Source organism: Nitrospirillum goiasense (assembly GCF_034427435.1).
Classification (GTDB): domain Bacteria; phylum Pseudomonadota; class Alphaproteobacteria; order Azospirillales; family Azospirillaceae; genus Nitrospirillum.
The window spans coordinates 214,849-235,535 of sequence record NZ_JAXQNP010000002.1 but is presented as its reverse complement, the minus strand read 5'-3'; the positions used below and the strand labels follow the sequence as shown (position 1 = coordinate 235,535).

Genomic DNA, 20,687 nt, shown 5'->3' with positions numbered 1-20,687 from the left:
CCATCGGGAGGAATTAAATATTCCTCCAATATATAGACGATCAGGTGGCAAGAGAATTTAGAAATGAATAGGAATGCCAAATCCCCATGACTCGGGTTGGCATTCCCATCGTTTCATCTTTCCTTAGCTTGCCAAGCTCTTCGACACGATCTCATAGACATCGCGCGACAGGCTCGCGGTGCCCACGATGCGCTCCAGCGCCGCCTTGGCGTGTTCCTGGCGGCCGGCGTCATAGGGGCGCCAGCGGGCCAGGGGCTTCACCATGCGGCTGGCCACCTGCGGGTTCAGCTTGTCCAGCGTCAGCACCGTGTCGGCCAGGAAGGCATAGCCGCTGCCGTCGGCGGCGTGGAACTTGGACGGGTTGGCGGTGAAGCTGCCCACCAGGGCATAGACCTTGTTGGGATTGCGGATGGAGAAGGAGGGGTGCTCCATCAGGCCGCGCACCCGGTCCAGCGTGTCGGGGCGGTCGCTCAGCGCCTGCACCGCGAACCACTTGTCCATCACCAGCGCCTCATGCTTCCAGCGGTCGGCGAAGTCGGCCAGGCAGCTGGCGCGCTCGTCCATCGCGCTGTCGGCGATCAACGCCAGGGCCGCGATGGCGTCGGTCATGGTGGTGGCGCCCTGGTACTGCGCCAGGCACAGGGCGCGCGCCGGGGCGTCGTCCAGCGCCATCAGATAGGCCAGCGCCGCGTTTTTCAGGGCGCGGCGGCCCATGGCCTCGGGGGTGATGGTGAAGGCGCCATCCGTGCGGTTGCCGTCATAGGCCTTGCGGAAGGCGCCGTTCAGCTCCCGCGCCAGGGTGCGGCGCAGGCCCAGCCGGGCGGCGTGGATGCCGTCCACGTCCACGATGGCCCGTTGCTGGCCCAGATAGCCTTCGGTCGGCAAGGCCAGGGCCAGGGCGGCGAACGCCCGGTCCTCCCCCGCCCGCGCCAGGGTCTGGGCGATGGCGTCGATATAGGCCCGGGGGGCGATGGCCTCCCCCCTTGGGCCCGGGCGTCGACATCGGCCAGGATCAGCCGGGTGGCCAGGGTCTGCCCCGCCTCCCACCGGTTGAAGGCGTCGCTGTCGTGGGCCATGAGGAAGGTGAGCGCCGCGTCATCCTGTTTGAAATCCAGCCGCACCGGGGCGGAGAAGCCGCGTAGCAGCGAGGGCACGGGCGCCTGCGGCACACCGACGAAGGTGAAGCTCTGCTCCGTCTCCGTCAGGGCGATGGTGCGGGTGGTGGCGCCGGCCTCGGTTTCGCCCTCCAGCGTCAGGGGCAAATCCTGGCCGTCGGGACTCAGCAGGCCCAGGGCCACGGGAATGACCTGGGGGGCCTTGTCGGGCTGGCCGGGCGTCGCCGGCACCGTCTGGCGCAGGGTCAGGGTGTAGGTGCCGGCGGCGGCATCGTGCCGGCCTTCGCCCGAAACGATGGGCGTGCCGGCCTGGGTGTACCAGCGCTGGAACTGCGCCCACAGCGGGTCGGTGGGCTTTTGGCCGTTGGCCTCCACCATGGCGGCCAGGAAGTCGTCGGTCGTCACCGCCTGGCCGTCATGGCGGGCGAAGTACAGGTCGATACCTTTGCGATAGCCCGCACGGCCCAGCAGGGTGCGATACAGGCGCAGCACCTCCGCCCCCTTCTCATAGACGGTGGGCGTGTAGAAGTTGCTGATCTCGATATAGCTTTCCGGCCGCACGGAATGCGCGGTGGGGCCGGCGTCCTCGTTGAATTGCACTTGGCGCAGGCGCTGCACATCCTGGATGCGCTTCACCGGCGCGGAGTTCATGTCGGCGGAGAACTCCTGGTCGCGGAAGACGGTCAGGCCTTCCTTCAGGCTCAGCTGGAACCAGTCGCGGCAGGTGACGCGGTTGCCCGTCCAGTTATGGAAGTACTCGTGCGCCACCACCGTCTCGATGCCGAGGAAGTCAGTATCGGTGGCCGTCTCCGGCTGGGCCAGGATGTACTTGGTGTTGAAGACGTTCAGGCTCTTGTTCTCCATCGCGCCCATGTTGAAGTCGGACACGGCGACGATGTTGAAGATGTCCAGGTCGTATTCCAGGCCGTAGACATCCTCATCCCATTTCATGGACTTCTTCAGCGACTCCATGGCGTGGCCGCACTTGGCCTCGTTCCCCGGCTCGACATAGATGCGCAGGGCCACCTCGCGGCCGGAGCGGGTGGTGAAGCGGTCCTCGATATGCACCAGCGCGCCGGCCACCAGCGCGAACAGGTAGCAGGGCTTGGGCCAGGGATCCTCCCACCGCGCCCAATGGCGGCCGGCCTCGGTCGCGCTGTCGCCGCTGGCCGTCAGGTTGCCGTTGGACAGCAGCACGGGATAGCGCGCCCGCTCCGCCTCGATGGTGGTGGTGTAGCGGGCCATCACGTCCGGACGGTCCAGGAAATAGGTGATCTTGCGGAAGCCCTCGGCCTCACACTGGGTGCAATAGTTGCCGGAGGACTTGTACAGCCCCTCCAGCGCGGTGTTGTCCTGCGGCCGGGTGCGGGTGATGATCTCCACCGTGGCCTGGTCGGGCAGGCCGGCCAGTGTCAGCCGGTCGGGGGTCAGGGTGTAGTCGTCGGGCCCCAGCAGCCGGTTGTCCACCCGCACGGCCAGCAGCTCCAGCTCCTGCCCGTCCAGGTCCAGGGCGGCGGTGGCGCCGGCCGCGGCCGGATTGCGCCGCACCGCCAGGGTGGAGCGGACGGTCGCCGCGTCTTCCCGCAGGTCGACGTGCAGGTCCACCGTATCGATCAGCCACACCGGCGGGGCGTAGTCGCGAAGGTGGATGGCGTGCGGCGGGGCCGTGTCGAGGCGGCTGTCCATGGAGTGCGCTTCCGTTCAGGGGGACTGATGGGTGGCGGCTAGGATAGGGGAGGGGGGCGCGGCCCGCCAACCCTGTTTCCCCCGTTGCATTTCGCAGCCGCAACCCCCTCCGGTTGGGCAGGCCGCCTGTCCTAATGACTTAGACGGGTATTTTGCGCGGGCCGCTTACAGGCTTAGGCGATATCATCGACACCAGTCGGGAGAGGTCGGTCAGAGGGGCCCCGGTGCAGGTCGCACAGTCGGATCTGGTGGTGTTGTCGGTCGCGGGCGCCGTGCTGGCGGCCGTGGCACTGCTTGAGGTTTTGCGCCTGGTGATCGTCGACATCTACGAATGGGCGGCGAAATACCGGTGGATCAAGTACGAGATTCAGCAGACCCGCCGCACCACGGAGACTTTGTGGGCGCAGAATCGGGCCAACGCCATGGTCCGTGACCGGAACAACGCCGAGCGCTTCCGCCTCAACACCATCCTGCACCGCATGCAGCAGGAGTGTGAGGAGCTGGAGCGGCGGCGGGTGGACGTCTGGCATGAGGTGGGTGACGCCACGCTGGACGATCAGCTCTACCTCGCGGATCTGAACAATCGCAGCCTGATGGAGCGGGCGGCCGCCGGGGCGGAGGAGGTCTGCCCCCTCTGGCGCTATACCCACCGTGCGCGGGTCTGGGCGGGCAATGAGCGCCAGGCGCGTTCGCGCCTGCTGCTGGCCTTCAGTCCCAAGGACGGCTTCACCATCAACAACCTGCGCGCGGCCCAGGGCTTCAAGGCGGTGGCGGAGGCCGCGGCCGGGGTGCGCTCGGCGGCGCAGGCCCGCCTGGTGCGCCCCCACCGCCGCGTGGTGCGCTGATGGCCGGCGCCTATTCCAACCTGAACTTCGCGGTCTTCCTCATCCTGGCGGTGGGCGGCGCCTTCCTGGCCTTTTCCATTCGCCGCATCCTGTTCAAGATACGGGAGACGGAGCGGCGCATCGCCGCCGTGGTGGACGAGAAGAACGAGGCCGCGGCCGACCTGCGCGTCGCCCGCCAGCAGGAAGAGCAGCTGGCCATGGCCCTGAAGGAGGGCGAGGACGCGCTGCGCGAGATCGCCGCCCAGACGGAGGAGGTGCGCGCCCGCATGGCGGTGCTGCGCCAGACGGTGCCCCGTCCGCTGAACCTCGTGTCCCTGGAATGGGCGCCGGGCGACCAGCTGTTCGAGGCGCACCTGCGGGCCGCGGTGGCGCCCCGCCAGGTGGGCCGGAGTGGCATGGGCCGGGGCGGCGGCGGCATGGCGGAGGCCGGGGTGGTTCACGGCTACGCCCCCACGGAGGCCGATTTCCGCGTGCTGGTCACCAATCGCCTGGCGCGGGAGGGCGGCTACACCATCAGCGTCGTCCTGCCCATCTCGTTGCGCGATGACATCCCCGCCGCCGATGGGGAGACCGCGGCCGCAGTCCCCGTCCAGCCCCCGGCGGAGGATGAAGCGCTGGCCGACCTGTTGGGGGAGGACGGTGGGGCTGACCCCGTGGAGGACCCCGCACCCGCCCCGGTGCCGCGCCCCCTGCCGGTGCGCCCGCCCGCCGCGGCGCGGCCGGCGGCCCAGGGGCTGGGCCTGACCCCCGCCCCCGCCATCGGTGGCTGAGGCCCACCCCGCCTGAAAATGCCGCACCGGGTTGCGCTGCAAGGGGCTTGCGCCGGCGGCCGTCTGCCGGTATCCCTCTGGCCATGCATCAAGAGTTGGGCTGACGCTCAACGCCAACCTGCTTACCCGGCAAGGTGGCGCTTCCCCCAGGGAAGGATGTGGCCGATCCGGCAATGAACGGGAAGCTGCCACGTGTCCGTTTCGCTCTTGATCGAAACCAGTGATCACGAAGGCGGCCTTGCCCATGACCAGCGACACGCACACCGCGACCGTTCCCCCTCAGTTCGAGGCGCAGCAGTTCGCCAGCGACAACTACTCCGGCGTCTGTCCGGAGGCCTGGGCCGCCATGGCGGAGGCCAACAGCGGCCACGCCGCCGCCTATGGCGAGGATGTGTGGACGGCGCGCGCGGCCGACGCCTTCCGCCAGCTGTTCGGCACGCCTTGCGACGTCTTCTTCGCCTTCAACGGCACGGCGGCCAATTCCCTGGCCCTGGCCTCGCTCTGTCAGTCCTACCATAGCGTCATCTGCTCCGCCTCCGCGCACGTGGAGACGGACGAGTGCGGCGCGCCGGAGTTCTTCTCCAACGGGTCCAAGCTGCTGGTGGCGCAGACGACGGACGGCAAGCTGACGCCGGACGCCATCCGCGCCCTGGCCACCGGGCGGTCGGACATCCATTTCCCCAAGCCGCGCGCCGTCACCATCACCCAGCCCACGGAAACGGGGCAGGTCTATAGCCTGGAGGAGATCCGCGCCATCTCCGCCACCTGCCGGGCGCTGGGCCTGCGCCTGCACATGGATGGCGCCCGCTTCGCCAACGCCTGCGCCAGCCTGGGCTGCAGCCCGGCGGACATGACCTGGCGGGCCGGCGTGGACGTGCTGTGCTTCGGCGGCACCAAGAACGGCATGGCGGTGGGCGAGGCCATCCTGTTCTTCGACCGGACCCTGGCGGAAGACTTCGATTATCGCTGCAAGCAGGCGGGCCAGCTGGCGTCCAAGATGCGCTTCCTGTCCGCACCCTGGGTGCGCATGTTGGAAAACGGCGCCTGGCTGCGCAACGCCGCCCATGCCAACGCCGGGGCCCGGCGCCTGGCGGCCGGGCTGACGGATGTGCCGGGCGTGGCGCCGATGTTCCCGGTGCAGGCCAACGCCGTGTTCCTGACGGCACCCGCCGCGGTGCTGGATGCCCTGCGGGCGCGCGGCTGGCGCTTCTACACCTTCATCGGCGGCGGCGCCCGCTTCATGTTCGCCTGGGACACCCAGCCCGAGCGGGTGGACCAGCTGGTGGCGGACATCCGCGAGGCGGCCCTGCGCGGCGCCGGTGTCGCCGCGGCATAACGGGGATAGGGGGACGGCTGCCGTTGGCCGTCCCCTATACGGAAGATTCCGCTGATTCTGAGCCTGTTAATGGGCGATTCACCGTACAAACCTAGAGAGACGTCCATGCGATAGCGTCATCCATTCCATCAGCAGCTGGGGGCCTGGTGCATATCGACAAACCGGATCTGGTGATCCTAGCCATCGTGGGCGCCATCCTGGCCGGCGTGCTGTTGATGGAATTGCTGCGCCTGGTGATCAGCGACGTGTATGAGCTGTTGGCCCGTCACGCCAAGGTGAAGCAGGAGATCCAGCAAATCCAACGCACGGCGGAGAAGCTGGTGGCCGCGAACCGCGACACCACCCGGATGCGCGACCAGCGCATCGCGCAGCGCTTCCGCGATACCAGCGCGCTGCAGCGCCTGGAAAAGGAATGCGAGGAGTTCGAGCGGCGGCGGGTCGAGGTCTGGCACGATTTGGGCCCGCCCTCCGCCCTCGGAATGGCGCTCTATTCCGCCGACATCGCCAACAGCGCCCTGACCAACGGCGTGGTCGCCGGCATGGAGACCATCTGCCCGTTGTGGCGCCATCTTCACCGCGCGCGCGTCTGGGCCCGGACGGAGATGGAGGCCCGCACGGCGCTGGAAAATGAATTCGCCCTGGCCGACGGTTTCACCGTCACCAACCTGCGCCAGGTCCAGGGATCGGCGCCGTCCGGCGGCCTGGCCCCGCGCGGCGCCCCCGTGCCCGTCTGAGCCGCCGACCGAGGAGGATTTCCCCATGGGTTTGATGGACGCGCTGGCCGAGGCTTATGCCAACCCCAACCCCACCCATGTCGGCGCCGTGGCCATAGGCGGCGCCATCATGGCGTGGTCGCTCAAGCGCCTGATCGCCGAGATCCGCAAGACCGAGAAGCGCGTCACCGCCGCGGTGGAGGAGCGTAACCGCGCCGCGGCCAAGCTGCGCCAGGCCCGCCTGCAGGAGGGGGAGCTGCGCGACACCCTGCGGGAGCTGGACGGCGAGATGGAGGAAATCGCCACCCGCTCCAAGGAGGTGGAGGAGCGGCGCGGCACCCTGCAGCGGGCCATCCCCCGCCACCTGAACCTCTTTTCCCAGGCCTGGTCCCCGGGCGACACCCTGTTCGAGGCGCGCATCAGCCTGGTGGCCGGCGTCGGCGGCGGCGCCAAGGGCGGTGCACGCGTCGTCCATGGCTATGCCGCGGGGCCGCGCGATTTCCGCAACCGGCTCATGGCCCGCTTCCCCGCCTCCTCCTACGTGGTGATCGACGTGGCCCCCATCGATCTGGAGGAACTGGACATGGCCGTCACCAATTTGGGTGTCGCCAACCCCGCGTAAGGGAGGCCCCCATCCCGTCCAAGGTTCCGGCCGACGCCGGCGCCATGAAAAACGCCCGGCGATGGAACCGCCGGGCGTTGCTTCATACCGAGTCCCGTGAGCTGTCGTCCGCCACCGGGCCCCTGTCGCAGGCGTGGGGGCGCCTGCGATCAAGCGGCGCGGAGGACGGAGAGGAAGCTGTTGACCTGGGTGCGCAGGTCGCCGGCGTCGGTGGATAGGCGCCCGGCGGTGCCCAGCATCTGGGTGGCGGCGCCGCCGGTGTGGGTCGCGGCCTCGGTGACGCCGGAGATGTTGGAGGCGATCTCCGTGGTGCCGACGGCGGCCTGCTGGACGTTGCTGGCGATCTCGCGGGTGGCGGCGCCCTGTTCTTCCACGGCGGAGGCGATGGCGCTGGCGATCTCGTTAATGCGGGTGATGGTGCCGGTGATGCTGGTGATGGAGGTGGCGGCATCGCCGGTGGCGGACTGGATGGCGGAAATCTGGGCGGAGATTTCCTCGGTCGCCTTGGCGGTCTGGTTGGCCAGGCTTTTGACCTCCGACGCCACGACGGCGAAGCCCTTGCCGGCGTCACCGGCCCGCGCCGCCTCGATGGTGGCGTTCAGGGCCAGCAGGTTGGTCTGCCCGGCGATGGTGGAGATCAGGGTCATGACCTCACCGATGCGGTTGGCGGCCTGGACCAGGAATTCGACCTTGGCCTGGGTGCGGCCGGCTTCCTCCACCGCCTCGCCGGCGATGGTGGTGGAGCGGGTGACCTGCTGGCCGATCTCATTGATGGAGGCGGTCAGCTGCTCGGCGGCGGCGGCCACGGTGTGGACGCTTTGCGATGCCTCTTCCACCGCGCCGGCGGCGGAGGTGACCTGGCGGGTGGTCTGCTCGGCGGTGGCGGACAGGCTCTGGGCGGCCTGCTGCATCTCGGCGGCGGAGGTGGTGACGCCGTTGACCACGCCCATGACGGTGCGCTCGAAATCATTGGCCAGGCGTTCCATGGACTGGCGCTTCTCCGCCTCGACACGGGCCTTGGCCGCGGTCTGCTCGGTCTCCAGCCGGCGGACGGCCAGGGCGTTGTCCTTGAAGATCAGCAGGGCCTGGGCCAGGGCGCCCACCTCATCCTTGCGGTCGGCGCCGTGCACCTCGGTCTCCAACTGGCCATCGGCGATGGCGCTCATGGCGCCGGTCACCCGCCCGATGGGCCGGACGGTCATGAAGATGACGATGGCCGCCATCAGGCCGAAGCTGGCGATCAGTCCGGCGGCGGCCAGCAGGGTCAGGGTGTTGCTGACGGTATCGGTCAGCACGTCGGTGTCGACCTTGGCCTTGTCCATGGCGACTTGGTTGGCCTCCACCCGTTGTTGCAGGGCGTCCATCAAGGCGATGCGGGCGTCGCGGGCGATGCCCATGGAGATCTTGGTGGCGGTGGCATCGTCATTGCGCCGCGCGGCTTCCATGGAGGGTTCGTTGGCGGCGACGTAGGCGTCCATCAACTGCTGCAGTTTCTCATTGATGGCGCGCCGTTCCGGCGTGTCCGCCAGGTCGATCAGCCTTTTGATATTGGCCTGCGCCTTGGCCAGCCGTGCCTTGTAGTCCTCGTCAAACTTCGCCATCTGGTCTTCGACCAGGATCATGTTCTTGCTGCTGACGGTGGCGGCGTTGAGCGCGCTTTGCGCCTCCAACGCCAGCACCTGGCGGGTGGCATCGACCTCGATGACATGATTGGTGGCGTCGTTCAGATCGTTCAGGCCCCTGCTGGCCATCATGACGATGGACACGGCCACCACCGCGATCAGAAGCAGCGGAATGGCCAGCTTCACGATCAGTTTCAGGTTGGCGAACCAGCGGATCATCGGGGGCTCCAGGGCAGTGTGCGATGCATTGGTGATGCGACATCCTGTCGCAGCGCCCTTAACGGATGCTTAACGCTGTCCCCTATCCCCAAGTATCGGGTCACCCTGAGTAACCTGATCTTTCGTATAGACCGAGTGTTCTTGGGGCTATTCGCGCGGTGCCCTAATGCTGTTCGACGCCTGGGTCTGTTCCAAAGCGGCTGTCATTGAATTTCGTTATCGGCCCGATGGCTTGGTGTGCCCTTTCCTCTTGTCCATTGTGCGGTGAAAAGACAAAGGCCCGGCCGTTTCCGGCCGGGCCCCTGTCGCAGGTTTGGGTAACGCTGCCGTCAAGCGGCGCGGAGGACGGAGAGGAAGCTATTGACCTGGGTGCGGAGGTCGCCGGCGTCGGTGGACAGGCGGCCGGCGGTGCCCAGCATCTGGGTGGCGGCGCCCCCGGTGTGGGTCGCGGCCTCGGTGACGCCGGAGATGTTGGAGGCGATCTCCGTGGTGCCGACGGCGGCCTGCTGGACGTTGCTGGCGATCTCGCGGGTGGCGGCCCCTTGCTCCTCCACGGCGGAGGCGATGGTGCTGGCGATCTCGTTGATCCGGACGATGGTGCTGGCGATGCTGGTGATGGAGGTGGCGGCGTCGCCGGTGGCGGACTGGATGGCGGAAATCTGGGCGGAGATTTCCTCGGTCGCCTTGGCGGTCTGGTTGGCCAGGCTTTTGACCTCCGACGCCACGACGGCGAAGCCCTTGCCGGCGTCACCGGCCCGCGCCGCCTCGATGGTGGCGTTCAGGGCCAGCAGGTTGGTCTGCCCGGCGATGGTGGAGATCAGGGTCATGACCTCACCGATGCGGTTGGCGGCCTGGACCAGGAATTCGACCTTGGCCTGGGTGCGGCTGGCCTCCTCGACCGCCTCGCCGGCGATGGCGGTGGAGCGGGTGACCTGCTGACCGATCTCGTTGATGGAGGCGGTCAGCTGCTCGGCGGCGGCGGCCACGGTGTGGACGCTTTGCGAGGCCTCTTCCACCGCGCCGGCGGCGGAGGTGACCTGGCGGGTGGTCTGCTCGGCGGTGGCGGACAGGCTCTGGGCGGCCTGCTGCATCTCGGCGGCGGAGGAGGTGACGCCGTTGACCACGCCCATGACGGTGCGCTCGAAATCGTTGGCCAGGCGTTCCATGGACTGGCGCTTCTCCGCCTCGGCGCGGGCCTTGGCCGCGGTCTGCTCGGCCTCCAGCCGGCGGACGGCCAGGGCGTTGTCCTTGAAGATCAGCAGGGCCTGGGCCAGGGCGCCCACCTCATCCTTGCGGTCGGCGCCGTGCACCTCGGTCTCCAACTGGCCGTCGGCGATGGCGCTCATGGCGCCGGTGACGCGGCTGATGGGCCGGACGGTCAGGAAGATGACGATGGCGCCCATCAGGCCTAAGCTGGCGACCAGGCCGGCCACGGCCAGGGTCATCAGCATGGTGCCGACGTTATCGGTCAGAACGTCGGTGTCGACCTTGGCCTTGTCCATGGCGGCCTGGTTGACCTCCACGCGCTTCTGCAGGGCGTCCATCATGGCGACGCGGGCGTCGCGGGCGGCGCCCATGGAAATCTTGGAGGACAGGGCGTCCTCATTGCGCCGCGCGGCCTCGATGGAGGGTTCGTTGGCGGCGATGTAGGCGTCCAGCAGCTGCTTCAGGTTCTGGTTGACGGCGCGCCGCTCCGGCGTATCGGCCAGGCTGATCAGCTTGTCGATGTTGCCCTGAGCCTGGGCGACCTTGTCGCGGTAGAGCTTCTCGAACTTGGCGCGGTCGGCCTCGCTGTCCACCAGGATCATGTTTTTGGCGTCGACGGTGCCGGCGTTCAGCATGCCCTGCGTTTCCAGCGCCAGCGCCTGGCGCACGGCGTCGACCTCGATGACATGATTGACGGCGTCGTTCAGCTGGTTCAGGCCGCGGTTGGCCATGACGACGATGCTGACGGCCACGGCGGCGATCAAGGCCAGGGGAATGGCCAGCTTCACGATCAGTTTCAGGTTGGCGAACCAGCGGATCATCGGTCTCTCCAAATCAAGCGGCGGATAGGGCATCCGGACTGCGTCACATTGCCGCGATCCGCTTAACAGGGGATTAATGGCGCCTGCCGATGCGAAGTAATGGGGATGGTGCCGGTCGATATCTTTCGTATAGAGCGCGGTATTTCCTCGCCAAACAAACACTCACCGCGAATATCTCAATATAGAAGCACGCCTAAAGGATAGGACAGTGATCCATCACTTCGGAATGAGAGCGATAATCAACGTGCTGTCGGGGCAATTCGTAAAATGAACTTAATTAAGGCCAGACTTCCCTACGCATCGTATCGATTTTCCGGAAATGACGAAGGGCGCGGCAGGGGAAACCCACCGCGCCCTTGGCGCCGAACTCAACGATGCACCGCCGGTATTAGACCGTGAAGCTTTCGCCGCAGCCGCAGCGGCCCTTTTCATTGGGATTGGTGAAGACGAAGCCCGACTGGAACTTGTCCTCCTTGTAATCCATCTCCGTGCCCAGCAGGAACATGGTGGAGGCCGGGTCCAGCAGCAGGGTCACGCCCTTTTCCTCCACCACCTCCTCGAACGGCTTCTTGGCGTCGGCATACTCGACGAAATAGCTGAGGCCGGAGCAGCCGCGCGCCTTCACGCCGACACGCAAGCCCACGGCCGGCGTTTCCCGCTGGGCCATGATCTCCTTCACCCGCGCGGCGGCGGCATCGGTCAGGCTCATCGCTTTAGGGCGTTCCATGCGGCTCATGATTCTCTCCACACGTCAGAACATGTTGAGGGCGACGCGCGCCTCGTCGGACATCAGGCTGGGGTTCCAGGCCGGTTCCCACACCAGGTTCACGGTCACGTCCTTGACCCCGTCGACGGAGGCGACGACGCCCTGCACCTGGCCCGGCATCTCCCCGGCCACGGGGCAGCCCGGGGCGGTCAGGGTCATGTCGATCTCGACCTGGCCGTCCGCGTCGATATCGCAGCGGTAGATCAGGCCCAGCTCATAGATGTTCACCGGGATCTCGGGATCGTAGACGGTCTTCAACGCCTCCGTCACGCGGTCCGCCAGGGGCGCGTCGGGGGGCAGCTTGTCCTCGTCCGGGATGGTGGCCGGCGCCTGCAGGGTCACATCCGGCGCGATGGGCCGTTCCGTGGCAGACATCTCGCTTACTCCGTCGTGGTCTTTTCGTCGCCCTCAAGGGCGGCGTGCATGGTGTGCCAGGCCAGGGTCGCGCACTTGACGCGCATGGGGAATTCCCGCACGCCCGACAGCACGTCCAGCTTTTCCACCGCCTCCGGGTCCAGGGGGCCGTGGTCGGTATGCTCGTGGTCGTCCTTGGTGCACATGTCGTGGAAGTGGCCGAACAGCGCCTCGGCCTCCGCCTCCGTCTTGCCCTTCAGCGTCTCCGTCATCAGCGAGGCGCTGGCCTGGCTGATGGCGCAGCCGCGGCCATCGAAGTGGGCCTCTTGCACCCGGCCGTCGGGGCCGATGGACAGGTAGACGTTGATCTTGTCGCCGCACAGCGGGTTCTCGCCCCGGGCCATGCGGTTGAAGTTCTCGGGCTTGCCGAAGTTCCGGGGATTCTTGCCGTGGTCCAGGATCACTTCCTGGTACAGGTCGCGCAGGTCGTCGAACATCAGTTGAAGAACTCCCTCACCGCGCGCACGGCGTCCACCAGGGCGTCGGCCTCGGCCTCGGTGTTGTACAGGGCGAAACTGGCGCGGGCGGTGGCGCCCACGCCGAAGCGGTCCATCAGCGGCTCGGCGCAGTGCCGGCCCACCCGCACCGCCACGCCGGCCCGGTCCACCAGGGTGCCGATGTCGTGCGGGTGCACGCCCTCGATGGTGAAGGACAGGATAGCGGCCTTGGTGGGCGAGGTGCCGATGAGGCGCAGGCCGGGGATGGCCTGCAGCTTCTCCGTGGCATAGGCCAGCAGGCGCTGCTCATGGGCGTGGATGGCGTCCATGCCCAGGGCGGTGACATAGTCGATGGCGGCGCTGAAGCCGATGCCCTCCACGATGGGCGGCGTGCCGGCCTCGAACCGGTGCGGCACCTCGCGGAAGGTGGTCTCCTCGAAGGTCACGGTCTGGATCATGTCGCCGCCGCCCTGGTAGGGGGGCATGGACTCCAGCACCTCGGCCTTGCTGTACAGCACGCCGAAGCCGGTGGGCCCGTACAGCTTGTGCCCGGTCATGATGTAGAAGTCGGCGTCGATGGCCTGCACGTCCACCGGCATGTGCACCGCCGCCTGGCTGCCGTCGAACAGCACCTTGGCGCCGGCGGCGTGGGCCATGCGGGCGATCTCCGCCGCCGGCGTGACCGTGCCCAGCACGTTGCTGCCATGGGTGATGGACACCAGCTTGACCTTGGGGCTTTCCAGCAGCCGGGCCAGCGCCTCTAGGTCCAGGGTGCCGTCGTCCAGCACCGGCGCCACCTTGATGACGATCCCGGTGCGGCTGCGCAGCAGCTGCCAGGGCACGATGTTGGCGTGATGCTCCATCACGCTCAGGATGATCTCGTCACCCGCCTTCAGGTGGGCGCCGCCCCAGCTGCTGGCCACCAGGTTGAAGGCCTCGGTGGCGCTGCGGGTGAAGACGATGGTGTCGGGGGAGGGCGCGTTCAGGAACGTGGCCGTCTTGACGCGCGTCGCCTCATACAGGTTGGTCGCCACCTGGGACAGGTAGTGCACCCCGCGATGGACGTTGCTGTAGTCGTGCGCCATGAAATGGGCCATGGCGTCGATCACGGCACGCGGCTTCTGCGCGCTGGCGGCGTTGTCCAGGTAGACCAGCGGCTTGCCCGGACGGCCCGGCTTCTCATGCACCAGGCGCGTCAGGATGGGGAAATCCTGGCGGACCTTGTCCACGTCATACGGCGCGTTGGTCAAGATGCGGGTGTCCATGAGGTCACTCCTCTACCGCCAGGTCCGTGGCGTCCACGGTGATGCCCGTCAGGCGGCCGATGCGGTCCTGGATGCGGGCGATGGCATAGCCGCGCAGCCGGTCGTCGCCGATCTCCTCCGCCACCTCGTCCAGGAAGGCGGCGATCAGCAGGGCGCGGGCGGTGTCGGCGGGGATGCCCCGGGCGCGCAGGTAGAACAGCGCCTCCTCATCCAGCTCGCCCGCCGTGGCGCCGTGGCTGCACTTCACGTCGTCGGCGTAGATCTCCAGCTCGGGCTTGGCGTCGATCTCGGCGGTGTCGGACAGCAGCAGGGCGCGGTTCAGCTGGTGGCCGTCCGTCTTCTGCGCGTCCGGCCGCACGATGATCTTGCCCTGGAACACGGCGCGGCCCTTGCCGTCGATGACGCCCTTCACCACCTCGCGGCTGGTGCAGTTGGCGGCGACATGGTCGATCAGGCTGGTGAAGTCGGCGTGCCGACTGCCATCCACGCCATAGGCGCCGGAGACGCGGGTGCTGGCGCCCGACCCTTCCAGGCGGACCTGGACGTCGGTGCGGGCCAGGCGGCCGCCGGTGGTCAGCACGAAGGTCTCATAGGTGCCCGACGCCGCCACGGTGGCGGTGACGCTGGCCAGGTGCAGGGCGGCGTCATCCTCCTCCTGGAACTTGGCGTGGCGCAGGACGGCGCCCTCGCCGACGCGCACGCCGCTGACGATGTTGGCGAAGGTGGCGCCGCCACCCCGGGCCACATGGTGCTCGGCCACGGTCACGGTGGCGCCCGCCGCCACGTCGATCAGCAGGCGGGGGTGCCAGGCGCCGTCGGCGGCGGTGGCGATGAAGACGATCTCCACCGGCTGCGCCAGCGTCACGCCCTCACCCACGGTTAGCACCGCCCCCTCGGCCAGGAAGGCGCCGTTCAGGCCGACCAGGCCCAGCGCCTGGCCACGGCCGGGGTTGGGGCCGACGCGCAGGCCGGTGTCGGCCTTGGGTGCCGGGAAGCGCTCCAGCACCTCGGCCGCCGTGGCGGGGGAGGACTCGATCAGGCCGCGCAGGCTGTCCAGGGTGACGCCTGCGGGCAGGGTGCCCACGGCGGACAGGGCGGCGTTGAATACGCCGTCCACGAACACCAGGCGGTGCGTCTCGCCCGGCGCCACGCTGGGCAGGTCGAGGTCGGTGTTGGCGGCGCTGTCGATCGTCCCTTGGGCCGGGGCCAGGCTGACGCCGGCCAGATCGCGCAGGTTGGTGTACTTCCAGCCCTCGACCTTGGGCGTGGGGATGCCGTCGGCCAGGAAGCGGGCATAGCCGTCGGCGCGCAGCCGGTCCAGGCCGGCGGCGCCGGCGCCGGGCAGGCCGGGGCTCAGGGTTTCGTACAGGTCTTTCAGGGTGGCGATGGCGGCCATGGAACGCACCCCTCAGGCGGCTTCGGGCGAGCCGAATTCGGCGTAGCCCTTGGCTTCCAGCTCCAGCGCCAGCTCCTTGCCGCCGCTGCGCACGATCTTGCCGTAGGCCAGGACGTGCACGTGGTCCGGCACGATGTAGGACAGCAGGCGCTGGTAATGGGTGATGACCAGCATGGAGCGCTCGGCGCTGCGCAGGCTGTTCACGCCGTCGGCCACCAGCTTCAGGGCGTCGATGTCCAGGCCGCTGTCGGTTTCGTCCAGGATGGCGAAGCTGGGCTCCAGCATGGCCATCTGCAGGATGTCGTTGCGCTTCTTCTCACCGCCGGAGAAGCCGACGTTGACGGCGCGCTTGATCATGTCGTCGTTCATGTTCAAGGCCTTGGCCTTGGCGCGGATCAGCTTCAGGAACTGCATGGCGTCCAGCTCGGGCAGGCCCTTGTGCTTGCGCACGGCGTTCAGCGCCGTCTTCAGGAAGGTGGTGTTGGACACGCCGGGGATTTCCACCGGGTACTGGAAGGCCAGGAACACGCCCTCCGCCGCCCGCTCCTCGGCCTCCATGGCCAGCAGGTCCTTGCCCTGGAAGGTCACGGAGCCCTCGGTCACCTCATAGCCGTCGCGGCCCGACAGCACGTAGGACAGCGTGCTCTTGCCCGAGCCGTTGGGGCCCATGATGGCGTGCACCTCGCCCGGGTTGATGGTCAGGTTGATCCCCTTCAGGATTTCCTTGCCGTCGACGGTGGCGTGCAGGTTGCGGATTTCGAGCATTTGAAACGTTCCTTGAAACCGAATGTCGTGTGCGGCGATGGGGCGGGACGGTTGCGGCGCCCTTAGCCCACGCTGCCTTCCAGGCTGATGGCGACCAGCTTCTGCGCCTCGACCGCGAACTCCATGGGCAGCTCCTTCAGGACCTCCCGGCAGAAGCCGTTGACGATCAGGCCCACGGCGTCCTCTTCCGACAGGCCGCGGGCGCGGCAATAGAACAGCTGGTCCTCGCTGATCTTGGCGGTGGTGGCCTCATGCTCCACCCGGGCGGTGCGGTTGCGGCTTTCGATGTAGGGCACGGTGTGGGCCCCGCATTTGTCGCCGATCAGCAGGCTGTCGCACTGGGTGTAGTTCCGGGCGCCCTCGGCCTTGGGCAGGATGCGCACCAGGCCGCGATAGGTGCTCTGCGCCTTGCCGGCGGAGATGCCCTTGGCCACGATGGTCGACCGGGTGTTCTTCCCGATGTGGATCATCTTCGTGCCGGTGTCGGCCTGCTGGTAGTTGTTGGTGATGGCGACCGAATAGAACTCGCCCACCGAATTGTCGCCCTGCAGGATGCAGCTCGGGTACTTCCAGGTGATGGCGGAACCCGTCTCCACCTGCGTCCAGCTGATCTTGGAATTCTTGCCGCGGCAGGCGCCGCGCTTGGTCACGAAGTTGTAGATGCCGCCCTTGCCGTTCTCATCGCCGGGATACCAGTTCTGGACAGTGGAATACTTGATGGTGGCGTCATCCATGGCCACCAGCTCCACCACGGCGGCGTGCAGCTGGTTCTCATCGCGCATGGGGGCGGTGCAGCCCTCCAGGTAGCTGACGTAGCTGCCCTCGTCGGCGATGATCAGCGTGCGCTCGAACTGCCCGGTGTTGGAGGCGTTGATGCGGAAGTAGGTCGACAGCTCCATGGGGCAGCGCACGCCCTTGGGGATGTAGACGAACGACCCATCGGTGAACACGGCACAGTTCAGCGTGGCGTAGTAGTTGTCGGAATAGGGCACGACGGAGCCCATGTACTTGCGCACCAGCTCCGGATGCTCGCGGATGGCTTCCGAGATGGAGCAGAAGATGATGCCCTTCTCCTCCAGCTTCTTCTTGAAGGTGGTGGCGACCGACACGCTGTCGAACACGGCGTCCACCGCCACGGCCGGCATGTCGCCGGCGCCCTCGACACCGGCCAGGATAGCCTGTTCCTTCAGCGGGATGCCCAGCTTCTCATAGGTGGCCAGCAGCTCGGGATCGACCTCGTCCAGGGACTTGGGCTTGTCCTTGGCGGCCTTCGGCGCCGCGTAATAATGGCTGTCCTGGTAGTCGATCTTGGGGAAGTCGACCATGGCCCAGGTCGGCTCCTCCATCGTCAGCCAGTGGCGATAGGCTTGCAGGCGCCATTCCAGCAGCCACTCCGGCTCCCCCTTCTTGGCGGAGATGAAGCGGACGATGTCCTCGTTCAGGCCCTTGGGCGCCAGGTCGGACTCGATCTCGGTCGTGAAGCCGTACTTGTACTTCTGCTCCGTGACGGCGCGGACCTGTTCGACGGTCTGTTCGGTGGCGGCCATGTCTTCGCTCTTCCTCGAAATCAAATAGCGTCGGCGGCGGCCGGCAGGGCCGGTGCCGTCTTGGGCAGGACGGGGTCGTGGAACATCGGCCGGGCCATGTCGGCCAGGCTGACGCCCTCCAGCGCGCCGCGGACGGCACGGTTCACCCGGTCCCAGTTGCCCCGGCGGGGGCACAGGCTCTCCACCCCGCAGGCCCCGGGCGCCCCCTCGACACAGTCGGTCAGGGCGATGGGGCCGTCGATGGCGGCGATGATCTGGGCGACGTTGATGGCGTCCGGCGCGCGCGCCAGGCGGTAACCGCCAGCGGCCCCCCGGTGCGAGGCCATCAGGCCGTCACGGGCCAGCAGCTTCAGGATCTTGGACACGGTGGGGGCCGGCAGGCCGGTACGCTCCGCCAGCGAGACGGCGGTATGCGGGCCGCCATCCCCCTGCATCATCGCGGTCATCACCACGACGGCGTAGTCCGTCAATTTGCTCAGCCGGATCACGTGCTTTGGGGTCCTGTGCCTGCGGGCCTGCGCCCGTTGAAAACTCGGCCCGGCAATCCGGACCAAATCAGTACCCTTTAAGTAACCTCTCCCCTTTCCATGTCAAGCGGGGATGTTTTGCGGCACATGAACCGCCCGGATGGGCGGGTTGCAGCAATTGCGGGTTCGCGGCTGGGGGTAGCTCTCATGACAAAGGTCAAGGGGGCAGAGGGGGGACTGTTAACCCGGTATGACCTGGGCGGGCGCGCACCGCGCCGCGGCATGCCGGAACGGCGTTTGACCTGGGCCGCACCTGGGCGCAGGCTTTGTTTCAGGAGGCGGGCGGCATAGCCCGCGCTTTGAACCGAACGAAACCCCCGGCATGGTGGGACGTCCGGAAACACGGTCGGATCTATCGCGGCAAAGCGGCCGCCCTGGATGCGGTTTCGAGGCTTTTGCCCATCCGACTGAGAAAAAACGGCGGACCAGGATGGATGCCTCCAGGGGCCCAAACCTGATCCGCCGTTTTTAATTGTGGGTTTTTGGGTTGCCTCGGGCGCCGGCGGGGCCGTCCACACATGGCATTATCCTCCCTTTTCAGTCCGCTACGCTCCCCGAAAAGGTCCGGCGCCCGCGGTCGCGGGCTTGTCGCTTCGCTCCGTTTGGGCGGGGTGCGCTTGCTCGGGGGTCACCCCAACTTCAGGCCCACGTCCCAATAGGGGTTGGGGCCGAAGCGGTCGGCCAGGAAGTCGACGAAGACGCGGACCTTGGACGAGAGGTGGCGGTTGGCGGGGAAGACGGCGTTGATGGCGCTGCGCGTCACCGCCCATTCCTGCAGGATGGGGACCACCTTACCCTCCGCCAGGGCCTTGCCGCAGATGAAGGTGGGCAGGGCGACGATGCCGACGCCGGCGCAGGCCGCCTGCAGCAGCACGTCGCCGTTGTTGGCGCGCAGGCGGGAGTTGACCTTCACCAGGCGGGTGGCGGCGTCCGGGTCGTGGTTGCCGCCGCGCGGCGCCCCGGGGGTCAAGGGCGTGACGCGGAACGGCCACAGCGCCCCCTGCGGCAGGTTGGTGTAGATAAGGCAATCGTGCTGGGCCAAATCCTCCGGCGCGCGGGGCACGCCGCGCCGGGTCAGATAGGCGGGGCTGGCGGCGTGCACCAGCCGGGCGGGGCAGAGGCGCCGGGCCACCAGGGTGCTGTCCTTCAATTGCCCGATGCGCACCGCGACGTCATACCCCTCGTCCACTAGGTCGACGAAGCGGTCGTTCAAATCCATCTCCACCTCGATCTCCGGGAAGGCGGACAGGAAGTCGGCGATGGCGGGCGCCAGGTGCTGCATGCCGAAACTCATGGGGGCCGCCACCTTCAGCAGGCCGCGCGGGGCGGCGTGCAGGCTGGCGACGGAGCGGTCGGCGTCGTCCACGTCGGCCAGGATCTGCTGCACGCGGGCTAGGTAGGTCTCCCCCGCCTCGGTCAGGCTGATGCGCCGCGTGGTGCGGTTCAGCAGCCGGGCGCCCAGCCGCGCTTCCAGGTCCGTCATGCGCCGGCTGGCGGCGGAGCGGGACAGGCCCAGCTTGGCCGCCGCAACCGTGAAGCTGCGTGTTTCCGCCACCCGGGCGAACAGGGCCATGTCGTCCAGGCGGTCCATGTCAGGCCTCTCGCGGGCTGTGCCAGAATTGTTGCGGAAGGTGGAACAATTTTATGCCCAGTCGCCTGATTATCCGCAACGGGGAACGCGGGTATGGTTCGTTCATCGCAACGCCGTGCGCCGCACCCCGCACCAACGCCGGCTTAACCGTTTGATGGAGATGGCAATGGCCAAGGTCCTCGTCCTCTACTACAGCAGCTACGGCCATATCGAGACGATGGCCAAGGCCGTGGCCGAAGGTGCCGCGTCCGTGCCCGGCACCGAGGTGGTGGTGAAGCGCGTGCCGGAGCTGGTTCCGGCCGAGGTCGCGCAGAAGGCCGGCATCAAGCTGGACCAGGAGGCGCCCATCGCCACGGTGGATGAGCTGCCGCAGTACGACGCCATCATCTTCGGCACCCCCACCCGCTTCGGCATGATGGCCTCGCAGATGCGCAACTTCCTGGACCAGACGGGCGGCCTCTGGTTCAAGGGCGCGCTGATCGGCAAGGTGGGCAGCGTCTTCGCTTCCTCCGCCACCCAGCACGGCGGCCAGGAAAGCACGATCCTGTCCTTCCACACCACGCTGCTGCACCAGGGCATGGTGGTGGTGGGCCTGCCCTACAGCTTCCAGGGCCAGACTGACAATTCCCAGGTGACGGGCGGCAGCCCCTACGGCGCCACCACCATCGCCAACGGCGACGGCTCGCGCCAGCCTAGCGAGAACGAGCTGGCCGGCGCCCGCTTCCAGGGCGCCCACGTGGCCAAGATCGCCGCCAAGCTGGCCGGCTGATGTTTTTGAGTAGCCTTTGATCTGGTTGATCAAAGGCTCTCTCAAGCGCCGGGCGTCCGCATCCGCGGACTTGGCTTCCTCAGTTTCCGGTCCGCTGCCGCTCCCCGGAACTTCCGGCGGCTGCGGTCGCAGCCTACACCGGCACGAGGCTGGAGCCTCATGCCGGCGATGGGGTTCAGATGTCCAGCCTACGGGCCGTCCCTTCCCAGGGGCGGCCCGTTCGCATTTTCCGGGAACGCTTGCGGTTCCGGCGTC

18 protein-coding genes, 1 pseudogene and 1 riboswitch are annotated in these 20,687 nt (G+C 67.7%); of the genes and pseudogenes, 6 read left to right on the top strand and 13 right to left on the bottom strand.

Annotated features, from left to right (window positions below; translation table 11 throughout):
• Positions 1–123: 123 nt before the first annotated feature.
• Both ULB03_RS03435 and pepN read right to left on the bottom strand, forming a co-directional pair.
• The gene (locus tag ULB03_RS03435; RefSeq protein ID WP_322481896.1) at positions 124–1,047 is read right to left on the bottom strand and encodes an aminopeptidase N C-terminal domain-containing protein; all 924 of its coding nucleotides are present in this window, start codon (positions 1,045–1,047) and stop codon (positions 124–126) included.
• A pseudogene (pepN, locus tag ULB03_RS03430) lies at positions 1,041–2,801 on the bottom strand (aminopeptidase N); the annotation flags it as partial. The gene ULB03_RS03435 and the pseudogene pepN, both read right to left, overlap by 7 nt.
• A 224-nt stretch (positions 2,802–3,025) precedes the next feature.
• On the opposite strand from pepN, the gene ULB03_RS03425 reads away from it, so the two are divergent.
• From ULB03_RS03425 to ULB03_RS03405, 5 genes are all read left to right on the top strand, one after another.
• Complete coding sequence (locus ULB03_RS03425) at positions 3,026–3,646, top strand: hypothetical protein (RefSeq protein WP_322481895.1); 621 nt, start codon at positions 3,026–3,028, stop codon at positions 3,644–3,646.
• Complete coding sequence (locus ULB03_RS03420; RefSeq protein WP_322481894.1) at positions 3,646–4,416, top strand: hypothetical protein; 771 nt, start codon at positions 3,646–3,648, stop codon at positions 4,414–4,416. The genes ULB03_RS03425 and ULB03_RS03420 overlap by 1 nt, the downstream gene beginning before the upstream one ends.
• Positions 4,417–4,496: 80 nt before the next feature.
• A riboswitch (SAM-I-IV-variant riboswitch) is annotated at positions 4,497–4,604 on the top strand.
• Positions 4,605–4,660: 56 nt separating this feature from the next.
• Positions 4,661–5,752: a threonine aldolase family protein gene (locus ULB03_RS03415; protein WP_322481893.1), complete on the top strand. Its 1,092-nt coding sequence runs from the start codon at positions 4,661–4,663 to the stop codon at positions 5,750–5,752.
• A gap of 146 nt (positions 5,753–5,898) precedes the next feature.
• Positions 5,899–6,486, top strand: a complete 588-nt coding sequence (locus tag ULB03_RS03410; RefSeq protein WP_322481892.1) for a hypothetical protein — start codon at positions 5,899–5,901, stop codon at positions 6,484–6,486.
• Positions 6,487–6,511: 25 nt separating this feature from the next.
• Complete coding sequence (locus ULB03_RS03405; protein WP_322481891.1) at positions 6,512–7,087, top strand: hypothetical protein; 576 nt, start codon at positions 6,512–6,514, stop codon at positions 7,085–7,087.
• A 149-nt stretch (positions 7,088–7,236) separates the two neighbouring features.
• Here the strand turns inward: ULB03_RS03405 and ULB03_RS03400 are convergent, their stop codons facing one another.
• The 11 genes from ULB03_RS03400 to ULB03_RS03350 form a co-directional block, all read right to left on the bottom strand.
• Positions 7,237–8,928 (bottom strand): methyl-accepting chemotaxis protein, encoded by a 1,692-nt coding sequence (locus ULB03_RS03400; RefSeq protein ID WP_322481890.1) that lies wholly within the window; start codon positions 8,926–8,928, stop codon positions 7,237–7,239.
• A gap of 329 nt (positions 8,929–9,257) precedes the next feature.
• Entirely contained in the window at positions 9,258–10,955 is a 1,698-nt protein-coding gene (locus tag ULB03_RS03395) for a methyl-accepting chemotaxis protein (protein ID WP_322481889.1), read from the bottom strand.
• Positions 10,956–11,343: 388 nt separating this feature from the next.
• A complete protein-coding gene (locus ULB03_RS03390) occupies positions 11,344–11,691 on the bottom strand; it encodes a HesB/IscA family protein (protein ID WP_145735712.1) in 348 nt (115 codons plus the stop codon).
• Positions 11,692–11,706: 15 nt separating this feature from the next.
• Positions 11,707–12,096 carry an SUF system Fe-S cluster assembly protein gene (locus tag ULB03_RS03385; protein ID WP_322481888.1) on the bottom strand — a complete coding sequence of 130 codons (390 nt, stop codon included), beginning with the start codon at positions 12,094–12,096 and terminating at the stop codon, positions 11,707–11,709.
• Between the two features lie 5 nt (positions 12,097–12,101).
• Positions 12,102–12,572, bottom strand: a complete 471-nt coding sequence (gene sufU, locus ULB03_RS03380) for a Fe-S cluster assembly sulfur transfer protein SufU (RefSeq protein ID WP_322481887.1) — start codon at positions 12,570–12,572, stop codon at positions 12,102–12,104.
• Positions 12,572–13,837, bottom strand: a complete 1,266-nt coding sequence (locus tag ULB03_RS03375; RefSeq protein ID WP_322481886.1) for a cysteine desulfurase — start codon at positions 13,835–13,837, stop codon at positions 12,572–12,574. The genes sufU and ULB03_RS03375 overlap by 1 nt, the downstream gene beginning before the upstream one ends.
• Before the next feature lie 4 nt (positions 13,838–13,841).
• Positions 13,842–15,233 (bottom strand): Fe-S cluster assembly protein SufD, encoded by a 1,392-nt coding sequence (sufD, locus tag ULB03_RS03370; RefSeq protein ID WP_322481885.1) that lies wholly within the window; start codon positions 15,231–15,233, stop codon positions 13,842–13,844.
• A 12-nt stretch (positions 15,234–15,245) separates the two neighbouring features.
• On the bottom strand, positions 15,246–15,998 hold the full coding sequence (gene sufC, locus ULB03_RS03365; RefSeq protein ID WP_322481884.1) for a Fe-S cluster assembly ATPase SufC: 753 nt from the start codon (positions 15,996–15,998) through the stop codon (positions 15,246–15,248).
• A 62-nt stretch (positions 15,999–16,060) separates the two neighbouring features.
• On the bottom strand, positions 16,061–17,545 hold the full coding sequence (sufB, locus tag ULB03_RS03360; protein WP_322481883.1) for a Fe-S cluster assembly protein SufB: 1,485 nt from the start codon (positions 17,543–17,545) through the stop codon (positions 16,061–16,063).
• A gap of 20 nt (positions 17,546–17,565) precedes the next feature.
• Positions 17,566–18,033, bottom strand: coding sequence for an SUF system Fe-S cluster assembly regulator (locus ULB03_RS03355; RefSeq protein ID WP_322481882.1), 468 nt, complete (start codon positions 18,031–18,033; stop codon positions 17,566–17,568).
• A gap of 667 nt (positions 18,034–18,700) precedes the next feature.
• A complete protein-coding gene (locus ULB03_RS03350; protein WP_322481881.1) occupies positions 18,701–19,663 on the bottom strand; it encodes a LysR family transcriptional regulator in 963 nt (320 codons plus the stop codon).
• A 166-nt stretch (positions 19,664–19,829) separates the two neighbouring features.
• On the opposite strand from ULB03_RS03350, the gene wrbA reads away from it, so the two are divergent.
• A complete protein-coding gene (gene wrbA / locus ULB03_RS03345; protein ID WP_322481880.1) occupies positions 19,830–20,432 on the top strand; it encodes an NAD(P)H:quinone oxidoreductase in 603 nt (200 codons plus the stop codon).
• Positions 20,433–20,687 lie beyond the last annotated feature (255 nt).